Below are 12,691 nucleotides of genomic sequence, written 5' to 3' on the forward strand. Positions count from 1 at the left end.
TAAGACAAAAAACAGTTTCCGGTACCCGGCCGTTATCCGGTGAAAGTGCGTGTAAACTCAGTTTGACTGAGTTTTGCGAACAAGGGTGGTACCGCGATGACCTCGTCCCTTTTAGGATGAGGTCTTTTTTGTGTCTAAAGGTGAGTAAAAAATGGAGGGAACCATATGAGTTTACAAGATCGGTTAACCGAATTACGAGATCAAGGCTTAGCAGATATTAAGTCTGCCGATGTTTTGAAAAAAGTTAATGATGTCAAAGTTGACTTGCTCGGTAAGAAAGGCCCTATTACTGAAGTGTTACGGGGAATGCGTGATTTGACCCCAGAAGAACGACCAAAAGTTGGGGCATATGCGAATGAAGTTCGTGATAAGTTACAGGCAGCGATTGATCACCGTCGCGAAGAATTGGAATTAGCGGCTCAAAACAAACGATTGGCTGCTGAAAAGATCGATGTGACGTTGCCAGGTCGGCAAGTGCCACAAGGCCAACCACATGTGATTACCCAGATTATCACGCAACTTGAAGATTTATTCATGGGAATGGGCTATCAGATCGTCGACGGGGATGAAGTTGAAGAAGATTATTATAACTTCGAACGGTTGAATTTGCCGAAGGATCATCCTGCCCGTGATATGCAAGATACTTTCTATATCACAAAAGAGATTCTGTTGCGGACGCAAACTTCTGCGGACCAACCGCGTTCACTTGAAAATCATGATTTTTCTAAGGGACCATTAAAAGTATTATCACCAGGTCGGGTCTATCGTCGCGATACCGATGACGCAACGCATTCTCACCAATTCCATCAAATTGAAGGGTTAGTCGTGGATAAGCACATCACGATGGCTGATTTGAAAGGGACTTTGATTTTAGTTGCCAATGAATTATTCGGTGATCAATTTGACGTCCGGTTACGCCCAAGTTACTTCCCATTTACGGAACCTTCTGTGGAAGCCGATGTGACTTGCTTTAACTGTAACGGTAAAGGTTGTGCCGTCTGCAAGCAAACTGGTTGGATTGAAGTCTTAGGTGCCGGGATGGTCCATCCTCGGGTCTTGAAGATGTCTGGGATTGATCCAGAAGTCTATGGCGGTTTTGCCTTTGGCTTAGGTCCAGATCGTTTTGCAATGTTGAAATACGGTGTTGACGATATCCGGAATTTCTACCTAAATGATGTTCGGTTCTTATCACAGTTTTACAAGAAAGGTTAGGCTGGTCCAATGAGAATTTCTTATGCATGGTTACGTGATTATTTAAAGCTGGACATTCCAGCCGATGAATTAGCAGAAAAAATTGAACGGACAGCCGTTGAAGTTGATGGCGTGATTCGTCCAAGTGAAGGCTTGAAAAAGGTTGTCGTGGGTGACGTGCTAGAGTGCGTCCCACATCCCGACTCAGATCATTTACACATTTGCCAAGTTGATGTTGGTGAAGACGATCCAATTCAAATCGTTTGTGGGGCTCCAAATGTGGCCGCTGGTGAAAAGGTGATTGTGGCGCTGCCAAATTCTTGGATTGGCAATCACACAAAAATCAAGCGCAGTAAGATGCGTGGCGTGGTTTCAAATGGGATGTTGTGTGCTTTAGATGAACTCGGTTTTGATGAAAAATTAGTACCAAAAGAAGTTGCTGACGGCATCTTCATCTTGCCAGCCGACGCTAAACCGGGCGAACCAGTCTTCTCATACATTGGGATGGACGACGAAATTATTGACATGTCAGTGACACCTAATCGTGGCGACATGTTGAGTATGAACGGAACTGCCCATGAATTGGCCGCAATCTATGATCAACAACCAACGATGCCAACTGTTGATTTGCATGAAGACGCCAATGAATTGGCTGACGATGAACTTAGTGTGACAGTTCAAGCCGACGAGCAGGCGGTACCAATGTACAAGATGCGTTTGATCAAAAATATCACGATCAAACCAAGTCCATTGTGGCTGCAAATCCGGATCTGGAATGCCGGTATGCGTCCCATTAACAACGTGGTTGATGCGACGAACTACATTCTGATGCAATATGGCCAACCTTTACATGCGTTTGATTTCAACAGCTTAACTAAGGGTCAGGTCAACGTTCGTTTTGCTAAGGCCGGAGAACAATTGACGACCTTAGATGGTGAAGAACGTGACTTAGCCACGACTGACTTGGTCATCTGTAGCGACGATGTGCCAATTTGTTTAGCCGGAACCATGGGCGGCTTGGACAGTGAAGTAACTGACAATACCACTGCGATTGCTCTGGAAGGCGCAATTTTTGATGCCGTGAAGATTCGGAAGACAGCACATAACCATAATTTGCATAGTGAAGCCTCAATGCGTTATGAACGTGGTATTGATCACAGCGCGACTGAGACGGCCTTGGATGCTGCGGCAGCATTAATCGCTGAATTGAGTGATGGTACCGTGACAACTGGCGTGGTCGTCGGTCGGGATGAAGACGTGCAACCAGCAGTTGTCAAAATTAGTCTGAGTCGGATCAACCATGTGTTGGGGACCGACTTATCCTTAGAGACAGTTGCTGACATCTTCAAACGGTTAGACTTCCCAACCACGATCGATGGTGAAACGTATACCGTTACGATTCCAGCCCGCCGTTGGGATATTCATATTCCAGCTGATTTGATTGAAGAAGTGGCGCGTTTGTATGGCTACGATAACTTGCCATCAACCTTACCAACTGGTCAACCAACGATTGGTAAATTGAATGAAACGCAACAAGTTATTCGGGACTCTCGCAAGTTAATGGAAAGTGCCGGCTTAACGCAAGCTATAAGTTATTCTTTGACGACTGAAGCCAAAGCCAAAGCCTTTGCCATGCATGCCAGCGAGGTCACTAAGTTAGATTTCCCAATGAGTTCAGAGCGCTCTGCCTTGCGCTTGAATCTGATTTCAGGCTTGTTAGATGACTTAGCTTACAACAATGCTCGTAAAGAACATGACGTTGCCTTGTACGAGGAAGGCCGGGTCTTCTTCAGTCAGCCCGAACAAGTGCGTCCTAAAGAAGTTGAACACATTGCTGGTGCAATTACCGGGTCAATGGTTCAAACCGCTTGGGATACGGCAGCGACACCGGTTGATTTCTATCAAATCAAAGGTATTGTTGCTGGTTACTTGAAGAGTTTGGCGTTAGCAGCCCCAATCAGCTATGTTGCCAGCACGGAACATCCTGAAATGCACCCTGGTCGGACCGCTGACATCTATGTTGGTGAAGACTTGGTTGGTTTCGTCGGTGAAATTCATCCGGCAACGGCCAAAGCTTACAAAGTGCGTGAGACGTATGTCTTTGAACTTGACTTGGATGCGCTGATTGCGCAACCAAAGGAACATCAACAATATCAAACGATTTCGAAGTTCCCAAGCATTACCCGAGACGTTGCGATGTTAATCGATGATCAGGTCACTAATGCTGCAATCGTGAAGTTGATTACCGATAAGGGTGGGGCGCACCTCCAAAAGGTCCAACTCTTTGATGTTTATAATGGTAAGCATGTGCCAGCTGGTAAGAAGTCCTTGGCTTACACTTTGACTTATCAAGATCAAAATGGGACTTTGGTGGATGATGAGATCACCAAAGCTTTCGACAAAGTTTTAGCCGCATTAACTGAAACGTTGGGCGCTGAAATCCGTTAAATTGAGTCTTAAAGGTTGAAAGACTAAAAAGTATCACAAATGTCGCAGTACCAGTAATCGTCTGGTTTTCACTGTCTGATTATTGACATGCAGATCGGTAATTTTAAACTTTCAACCATTAATTAACTCAAAAATAATCATCCTAGCACTGTGTGTTTATCAGTCGCTAGGATGGTTATTTTTTTGCCCGCCAGACCAATTTTTTGCGTAGAAATGAAAATTATTCTAAAAAAGGGTAAAAGTCTTTCAGAAATCGTGCAAAGATAGCGCTAGTTTTGTATAATTGATAAGATTAATCAATAGATGGAGGGGCGAATTTTGAATAACGACCAAAATAATCAGGATCAACAAGACCACGGCTCGACCGATCAACCAAATCGGCTAGCCCAGAAACAGCGGAAGTCTTTTTCTAAGCGCGTCATTGGCGGCGTGATTGGTATTTTGGTAGCATTGATCGTCATTATCGGTTTTCTCGGTTATCGCTATTTTGATAATGCGACGCAGCCGTTGAATAAAAACGACCAACAAGTGGTGCAAGTTGAGATTCCATTTGGTGCGAATGGTAAAAAGATTGCGGATATTTTACAGTCCAAGAAAGTGATTAAGAGCGGTTTTGTGTTCGAATATTGGACCAAGGCACACAATTTATCTAATTTCCACGCGGGCTATTATCAATTAAAACCATCCATGTCAGTTTCAAAAATCGCGAAAACGTTGAATAAGGGCGGGTCATCTGAACCCATTCAAAGTTCAACGGGGCGGGTACTGATTGTGGAAGGTAGTCAAATCAAGACCATTGCGAAGACCGTTCAGAAGCAAACTGACTTTACTTCGCAGGAATTCCTGGCATTGATGAAGGATGAGACCTTCATGAAGTCTTTGGCGAAGAAATATCCTGACTTGCTTGGTTCGGCGATGCAAGCTAAGAATGTGCGTTACCGGTTGGAGGGGTACCTATTCCCTGCGACTTATATTGCGGATAAGAAAACGACTTTGAAACAATTGGTCACGCAGATGGTTGCTAAGACGGATCAAGAAATGCAACCTTACTACAAGCAAATCAAGACACAAAAGATGTCTGTTCAAGAAGTGATGACTTTAGCGTCGCTGGTGGAACGTGAAGGTAGCACGACTAAAGATCGGCATCTGATTGCGGGTGTTTTCTTAAACCGGTTGGCGGCTAAATGGCGCTTGGATTCTGATATTTCAGTCTTCTATGCCATTAACTCAACGAAGTCAACTTTGACGGCTAAAGATTTACAATCAAAATCACCGTACAACTTAAGGTTACATTTGGGCTATGGTCCTGGACCATTTAATAGTCCTGGCTTGGTTTCAATTAAGTCAGTGCTTAACCCAACAGATCGAAGCAAGGATTATATGTACTTTGTGGCTGATTTGAAGACTGGTAAAGTTTATTATGCAAAGGACGCTGCAGGACATGCGGCCAACATCAAAAAGGTAGCCAAACATAACGGTACCGACGAAAACGGACAATGAGGTTGAAGCGTAATATGAATGAAAATAAACATCGGCGTCCAATTGTGATTGGCGTAACGGGTGGTTCCGGTAGTGGTAAAACAACGGTTAGCAAGGCCATCTATAACCAGTTATCTGGGCAATCATTATTAATTTTACAACAGGATTCTTATTACAATGATCAGAGTGAAATGACCATGGCAGAACGGCGGGCAGTCAATTACGATCATCCACTAGCTTTTGACACGGAACTCATGATTAAACAAATTAAGCAGTTGATCAATTATGAAGCAATCGAGAAACCCGTGTATGATTATGAACAGTCGACACGGAGCGCGGAGACTATCCATCAAGAACCACGCGACGTGATTATTGTCGAGGGTGTTTTGATTTTAGATGATCAACGGATGCGAGATTTGATGGACATCAAGGTGTTTGTTGATACTGACGATGATATTCGAATCATTCGTCGGATTCAACGGGATATCAAGGAACGTGGGCGAACTTTGGACTGGGTGATTGAACAGTACTTAGCAACCGTTAAGCCAATGTATCATCAGTTCGTGGAACCGACCAAGCGTTATGCTGACATCATCGTGCCAGAAGGTGGCGAGAATGAAGTCGCCATCGATTTGTTAACGACGAAAGTACGGTCAATTTTATAAATATCAACAAACAACAGCCTATTTTTCGGATTTGACAGTTTACAATTAAAATCCGACATGGTAGGCTGTTCTCTGTTAACTTATTTAAAAATCGAGGAGTGGAAACAGTGGCAGAAGATAAAACTTATCCAATGACGGAAGAAGGCAAAGTTAAGCTTGAACATGAACTTGAAGATTTAAAGCTTAACCAACGTCCTGAAATCATCAACCGGATTAAAATCGCACGGAGTTACGGAGATTTATCCGAAAACTCTGAATATGAATCAGCTAAAAATGAACAAAGTTTATTAGAAAATCGGATCAAGACGGTCGAACATATGCTTCAATATGCAGAAATCATCGATAGTGAAAAAATCGATGTGACCGAAGTTTCAGTTGGTAAGATTGTGACCTTCAAAGAATTACCAGATGAAGATCCTGAAAGCTATACAATTGTTGGGGCAGCAGAAGCTGATCCAATGCAAGGTAAGATCTCTAACGATTCACCAATTGCGAAGGGCTTAATTGGCCATCACGTTGATGAAGAAGTTAACATCGATATTCCAGCTGGCTCAATGAAAGTTAAAATTTTAAAAGTTGAAAATGCTTAATTGAACAGTGTTAAAAAGACACTACTAACGATTGCTTGGGTTACCCAAGTTGCCGTTGGTAGTGCCTTTTTGTTAGATGTAGGTAATAGATAATTGACCAAGCGATACCCGGCCTTGCAAGTAGATCACTGGTCCAGCAGTGGTTGGCGTGCCGTTAATGGTAATGTCGCCGAGACTATTGTCCACGTTTAATTGGACTTGCCAAGTCTTTGGTAGATACAATTCGACGCCACTCAGGGAAATGTCGACAGTGATTGTCGCTTCAGCGTGACGCAGTTGCACATCATCAAAGTAAATCTTAGCACCACCCATGGAAACGTGGAGGTTCGCACCGTTAAAGTCGGTACTGTGAATGTAACGAATACTGTTACTCATGCTTAAGTCCAGGTTAACATTAGGCTCATCAATGGTCTGAGTGCTAGTTCGTTCATGATCGAAGTGGCCGTGCCAATTTCGATGCGCACCACCGTGTATTTTCCAACGCGGATGAACTAGGATGCTTAGGCCGATGCTGAGTAATAGGGCGGCACCCAGAATTGTCCAAGGAACCAGCGCCGTAATCCCGAGTGGCTTGGCATAAATAATGGCAAGTAAAGCGATGGCAAAGACCAGACTAGACATGATGAGATTACGAAGACTGGTGACGATAATTGCAATTAAAGCAATGGTTAAAAACAAAGTCCAAATGCCAACGTGATAACTAAAGACACCTAATTGACTGGTGACGAGGACAATGGCACTAACGAGGAAAAAAGTTCCCCAAAACCAACGTTGTTTCATTTAAAAGGCTCCTTCTCTAGAGTTTGTTTGAGTTCCCGATAATACCGACGTGAGGCGTACAATTGTTTGTGGCTATGATCAAATTCAACCAAATTACCAGTTAACGATTTGGTTAATGAGGTGATTAACTGTGTATTGGCAATTGCGGATTTTGAAATTCGTAAAAAGGTTGCTGGCAATTGTGCGGCTAATTCATACAAGTGCCACGAGGTCTGATAGCTGGTCTCCCGTGTATGCGCTCGAACTTGATGACCTTCAGCTTCAAAAAATAAGATAGTTGCGATGGGCAATTGAACGGTGTGTCCAGCCTGTGAAACGGTTAACGTAACCGCTGTGGCGGAAAAATTTTCAAGTTGCGTCAGTAGCTGTTTTGGATTCGGATAATCCGCCGGTAAGTGTAAAGTGAGTTTGGGTTCAGTGCCGGCGGGTTCAGTTTTGACAGTGACATGCACGGTGATTCACCTCCTTTAGCAATTATTAGTACACCATATTAGGTCGTGATTGTAAATGGATTTAGCCTAAGTGGTTCATCTCAGTGCGTGAGTGGTCGAGGATTGTTACATTACTTACAATGTTGCGTTTTGTGACAAAAAAGAAGACAATGTTGTAAACGATTACAAAGATGAGGTGAGCCTTGATGAAGATTACGATTACACCAGCTGCTAGCAAATGGTTCCACGAAGATATGGGCGTGACGACTGGTAATGGTGTCCGTTTTTATGGTAAGACATACGGTAAAACACCAGTGCACCACGGTTTTTCAATTGGTGTGGCACGAGATGATGAACCTCATCGCCCGATTGCGTCAACGGAGACGGATGGTGTGAACTATTATGTGAACGATCGTGACGAATGGTTCTTTAAGGGGTATGATTTGACGGTCGATTATGATGCTGAAAATGACGGTCCCAAGTATGAGTACATTGAAAATCACGAGTAAAAGTTACAAAAAATGAGTCTCACCACTGATTGAATCAGGGTGAAACTCTTTTTTTAAAGATCTTGTTTGGCGAGATAGTTTGAATATAAACGGGTAATCAGCGTAACAATAGAGATCCCGCCAACGCTCACAATCCATGTCAGCCGGCTGCTACTAGTTGCTGCCACCATTATGACCAGTCCTAAGGGAACCAGTAAACGTGCTTCGAGTAAATTCGTTGACCGCCAATTTGGGGCTGAATTAGGTTGACTAATGCTGATGGCTGTTGGCTGGGTGAGATAACTTAAGGACAAGCTAATCAGAGCCAGGAAGAACCCCAGAACGCCGTAATGACTAATTAGATTTGGTTGGGTGTATGTTGTGGGGAAGAAAACTAGAATCAAGGCATAGCCCGCAAAAATCAAGTTTAAGTCTTGTTGGATTGACCGGCTAGTACTTGGTTGTACCAATCTTTTGATGAGGGCTGGAGACACTAGTAATATGCCGTAACCAATGGTAAAGCTTATCATCAGTATTAAGGTATTGTTTGGCAGGAGCACGCGAGGCGTGTACGCCGTGATTTGAGTCCAGTAAATAAGCAATAAGAGACCGAAGTTGAGCACTTTCCAAAAGATGAGGTTAAATTGGATTTTTGCAGGGATGAGCATGATAGGTTCCTCGATTCGTGGGCTGAAACCGGACGTTCACAAGTTGATTTCCTAAAGCCTAGCTGCCAGTCTACCAATTGTCAATCTGACAGGCATTTTGGGATAGTTACCAAACTCAGTGTCGCAAAAAGGCTTCCAGCCCCAAACGGGGTCGAAAGCCTTTCTTGACTAATGCTTGCGGCGTTTTAATGTGAACCAGGCGACGGTACCGAGTGCAGCAATTCCGGAAATACTTAAGCCGGTGACTAGGTATGGTGGGCGATAGGTTAACGTGACAGTGTGCTTGCCTTGGTTAAGTGGCACGGCGACAAACGTGTTGATGACTTTCTTCGTGTTGACTGCCTTGCCATCGACGGTAGCATGCCAACCATCAGAGTACGGAATGGTCGTCATCAAGACTTGGTGCTTTTGTTTAATGTTGATGGTTCCAGTCAATTTACGACTTGAGTGTTTCGTCAACTGCCAAGGTGACTGTTGCAATGTCTTGGCGGATTGTTTAAATTGATGATTATTCAACTTATAAAGCGTAAAGTTCTGCAACCAGAGCGACGTCTTTTTCATTTGAATGCCGAACGTGACCGTTTTACCTTTGCTGTTAGTTGCGACATTGACAGCGATGGTATGCCGGTAAGTCGGATATTGTTGTAATTCTTTACCGTTAATATAATAACTAGCGTTAGAAGTCGTTAAGTTCGAGCCTAAAGTAATATAGTAAGAATCATTCGTTTGCGGCGTAAACTTAAAGTAGATCGAACCAGTTTTAGCGAGGTCTTTCTTATTTACGACGGCCCCCGTCAAGGTGGTCACTTGCTTCACGTTTTGGAAGACGACCTGATCAAAGTTTTCTGCTGAAATCAGGCCAGTGGTTGACCGATTTGCCAGCGTTTGATAGATCAATTCTTGGCGGGCAATTGGATCACCAGTTGTTTTAGGAACTTTCAAATGCAAGATGTTATCTGAAGCCGCAAAGCCTAGGCCAAGCGCATAAGGATTTTGATAAGTCGTTGCCTCAGAGTTACTCAAACTGGGCTTTTTTTGATAATGAACTAAATCTGGCTTGGTACTCGTAACCGGAATATAGCGATTGTAATTGGCATTGTCAGCTTGTGATTGTGGAATCGTCTTGGACATGAAGTAGCGCATGTCTAATAAGGAATCGGTAATCAACGTCCCGTTCGAGTAGGTCACAACCCCGTCACCATCAGGTTGTCCAATCGAGCCAAAGAAGTTCGGAATAATGCTTTCAAAGGTTGAACTAAAATGATCGGCACCATTATAAGCCGCTTGCATCGGATCATCTTTAGTTCGCGTGAACGTTTTGCCAACCCGATAGAAGTGATTGTCGCTGCCCTTGATTTGATTGACCGTTTTATCCAAGGCAGCGGTATAGTTGCCAAATTCGGATTGTGAAACGTATGAAATGTTATTCAGAGAAGCAACAACGTTAATACTCATATCAGTTGCAACTAACAATAAGGCGATTAGATGGTAAATCATTCGATTTTGTTTAGGTGCCAAGAGTAAAATTAAACTAACTGCCGCAAGCCCAATCGTAATTAACAGATTAGGCACGTTAATGTAGCTCACGTGCTTGAGATTTAAATAAACAGTGCCAAAGAGACCAGCCGCTAATGCAAACATGATCGTTCCTTGCCACCAGTTGACGGTTAACTTTTGTGTCAGTGCTTGTGCGCCTAGCCAAACGATCCAGAAACAAAAGACAAATGAGAAGCGGTAAGGGTACCAGACTGGAAATTGGTCGGCGTGCCAAAGCAAGTCTAATGGTTCATAACAGAAAGATAAGACTAAAACGGCTGTGATCAGCAGAGCACTAACTTTAATGGACCATTTGGGTTGCTTACGTAAGAAGTACAGAATGAAGGCAAATAATACCAGCCAAGCCACATAGAAGTTAGGCTGACCAGCTGGCATCTGTTCAAAGTTGAAGCTACCAGTGACGAATTTTGCCAACATTTTCCAAGGCGCGTATTCAAATTTCCAATGGAGCTTGGTCACGTTGTATTGAGCTTTACTTTGCATCAACGCCCAGAAAGTTGGTAGGAGCAACCATGCGGATAACGCGACCGCAAGTAGGCCACCCCAGGCAAACTTTAAGAGCTGTTTGCCAAGCGTTTTTAAATTCTCCCAATATTTAGTTGCACCATACAACCAGTATAGGCAACTGAACAAAATGACCATGTATGCCATGTAGTAATTATCGATTAACATGATGGTGAGCCAACCAGCAAACCAACGAACTTTGCCAGTTTTGAAGAGGCGTTCAAGGCCGAGGATAACTAATGGCAAAATTGCGGTCGTATCGAGCCAAATCATGTTGAGTTGGTTGGCAACCATCCAACCCATTAAGGCGTAGGCGGTACTGAATGTTGGCACTAGCCAGCCTTTTTGCGTGTGGGTCTTGGTCAATAACCAGGCAAATGACCAACCGGCAAAGCCGTATTTCAGCACGGTCACGATGAAAATGCCGGTAGTGATCGATGTGCCTGGGAATAGTAAATAAATTAAGTTAAACGGACTCATTAAATAGTAAGCCCAGACGCCCACCATTTCGCCGCCAATTGTTTTAGAAAAGGAATAGAAAAAAGCACTTGGATCGTGCAACAGGGTATGGCGGAAATAGGCGAAGAGGTCAACGTATTGTTGTCCCAAATCAACTGTTAGCAGGCTACTTGAGCCAAAAGGTGCCATGTGCCGGTAAATGAAATAACCGGTCATGATTAGTAATGGCAGCCAAAAACTGACCCACAGCGGCCAAGTGCGTTTGTCAAAGATACGACGGATTCTCAAAATGCCACCTCAATCTCTTATTAAATCCACAGTAGCCAGTTAAGACCTGTAAAATGGTTACTGAAATTTTATGTCTATCGTCTAGGATAGCATAAGTGACCCAAGTCGTCGGTTAAAACTTCGTAATGAAATGGGTGAAAGTTAAGTGGCTGAACTTAGTACTGGAAAACGCTAGGTAAGTTGGTTTTAAGTGAGAATCGAGAATTGCGTATAGATATCAGATCCGACTACAGTTGCTTTAAATTACTGATATGGCGACTGTGTTGACTTTCATAGTCATGAACTACCCGTTGTTGGCAATCTGATCAATCTTACTTTTAGCACCCGGATCTAATTTGCAAGTCCAAGTAATTGTGTGGCCGCCACTTTCAGTTTGCCAATTGTTAAAATTTAACGAATCATTGGTTAGCGTGTAGGGAATCTCGTAGTTAGCGACTTTGATCAAGTGGTCCGAAATTGTATAAAAATTAGTTGCAACGTTAACTGAGCCTAGCATGACTGAACTGGCCGTTGTATCGTTGTCAAAATTTATGAATCCGATGCCGTCGTGAACGGTATTTTGTGGTGCCTTTTGTTCATCCATGGCCTGATCGACATCTTCGCCATCAAATTGTGTTGGGGTTATTGTAAAACTCTTGCCAATTAGTTGTTGTTTGACTTCCGCTAAGTTAGTGTAGTGTGAGCTGGATTCATGACTGCTAGTTGTGGCGCTATCAGAATTCTGACTTGATGATGCACTGACAGTTATACTTGTTGATGCAGCTTCACTTGACTTCTTTTTAAGACTTGTTTCTTTCTTCTCACTCACTTTTTTAACTGATGATACCTTCGAACTGCCTGCAGTATTTGAGCTGGCACGTTGATTGCCGCAACCAGATAATGTGAGTGTAGACATGGTAAGCACTGTCATACCCAAAATCAGTGATTTTTTCATGGTAATTCCTCCAAAGTAGTTTTGATAGTCAATTAACACTTCCCCGGAGCACATTAATTGCTAACTGATTTTATTATAACTTGAAAGACTCAAAAGTATCACAAATGTAGAAGTACCAGCAACCTTTACGTCCAAAATAGACTTACCTAAATTTTGCGCTCCGTCAGTCAAAACCGGTGTGCTGTGGGGGACGACGCTAGCCAAAGAAC

The 12,691-nt window shown here is 43.3% G+C and carries 11 protein-coding genes; 6 read left to right on the top strand and 5 right to left on the bottom strand.

Features of this window, described 5'->3' with window-relative positions; translation table 11 throughout:
- Positions 1-165: 165 nt before the first annotated feature.
- From FFM64_RS07790 to greA, 5 genes are all read left to right on the top strand, one after another.
- Positions 166-1,212, top strand: a complete 1,047-nt coding sequence (locus tag FFM64_RS07790) for a phenylalanine--tRNA ligase subunit alpha (protein WP_137607445.1) — start codon at positions 166-168, stop codon at positions 1,210-1,212.
- Between the two features lie 9 nt (positions 1,213-1,221).
- On the top strand, positions 1,222-3,639 hold the full coding sequence (gene pheT, locus FFM64_RS07795) for a phenylalanine--tRNA ligase subunit beta (protein ID WP_137607446.1): 2,418 nt from the start codon (positions 1,222-1,224) through the stop codon (positions 3,637-3,639).
- A gap of 303 nt (positions 3,640-3,942) precedes the next feature.
- Positions 3,943-5,139 carry an endolytic transglycosylase MltG gene (gene mltG / locus FFM64_RS07800; protein ID WP_137607447.1) on the top strand — a complete coding sequence of 399 codons (1,197 nt, stop codon included), beginning with the start codon at positions 3,943-3,945 and terminating at the stop codon, positions 5,137-5,139.
- 14 nt (positions 5,140-5,153) lie between these two features.
- On the top strand, positions 5,154-5,783 hold the full coding sequence (gene udk / locus FFM64_RS07805) for a uridine kinase (protein WP_137607448.1): 630 nt from the start codon (positions 5,154-5,156) through the stop codon (positions 5,781-5,783).
- Positions 5,784-5,890: 107 nt separating this feature from the next.
- Complete coding sequence (gene greA / locus FFM64_RS07810) at positions 5,891-6,373, top strand: transcription elongation factor GreA (RefSeq protein ID WP_137607449.1); 483 nt, start codon at positions 5,891-5,893, stop codon at positions 6,371-6,373.
- 72 nt (positions 6,374-6,445) lie between these two features.
- Here greA and FFM64_RS07815 read toward each other — a convergent pair whose 3' ends face one another.
- Positions 6,446-7,153: a LiaF transmembrane domain-containing protein gene (locus FFM64_RS07815; RefSeq protein ID WP_137607450.1), complete on the bottom strand. Its 708-nt coding sequence runs from the start codon at positions 7,151-7,153 to the stop codon at positions 6,446-6,448.
- Positions 7,150-7,605 (bottom strand): LytTR family DNA-binding domain-containing protein, encoded by a 456-nt coding sequence (locus tag FFM64_RS07820; RefSeq protein WP_137607451.1) that lies wholly within the window; start codon positions 7,603-7,605, stop codon positions 7,150-7,152. The genes FFM64_RS07815 and FFM64_RS07820 overlap by 4 nt, the downstream gene beginning before the upstream one ends.
- A 185-nt stretch (positions 7,606-7,790) precedes the next feature.
- Here FFM64_RS07820 and FFM64_RS07825 point away from each other — a divergent pair, with 185 nt between their 5' ends.
- Positions 7,791-8,093 carry a HesB/YadR/YfhF family protein gene (locus FFM64_RS07825; protein WP_137607452.1) on the top strand — a complete coding sequence of 101 codons (303 nt, stop codon included), beginning with the start codon at positions 7,791-7,793 and terminating at the stop codon, positions 8,091-8,093.
- A 53-nt stretch (positions 8,094-8,146) separates the two neighbouring features.
- Here the strand turns inward: FFM64_RS07825 and FFM64_RS07830 are convergent, their stop codons facing one another.
- From FFM64_RS07830 to FFM64_RS07840, 3 genes are all read right to left on the bottom strand, one after another.
- On the bottom strand, positions 8,147-8,740 hold the full coding sequence (locus FFM64_RS07830; RefSeq protein WP_171000333.1) for a hypothetical protein: 594 nt from the start codon (positions 8,738-8,740) through the stop codon (positions 8,147-8,149).
- A gap of 168 nt (positions 8,741-8,908) precedes the next feature.
- On the bottom strand, positions 8,909-11,548 hold the full coding sequence (locus tag FFM64_RS07835) for a YfhO family protein (protein WP_137607454.1): 2,640 nt from the start codon (positions 11,546-11,548) through the stop codon (positions 8,909-8,911).
- A 283-nt stretch (positions 11,549-11,831) separates the two neighbouring features.
- A complete protein-coding gene (locus FFM64_RS07840; protein WP_137607455.1) occupies positions 11,832-12,482 on the bottom strand; it encodes a hypothetical protein in 651 nt (216 codons plus the stop codon).
- Positions 12,483-12,691: the final 209 nt, after the last annotated feature.

Origin of the sequence: Lactiplantibacillus daoliensis, assembly GCF_005405005.1 — a bacterium.
In the GTDB taxonomy this organism is placed as follows: Bacteria; Bacillota; Bacilli; order Lactobacillales; family Lactobacillaceae; genus Lactiplantibacillus; species Lactiplantibacillus daoliensis.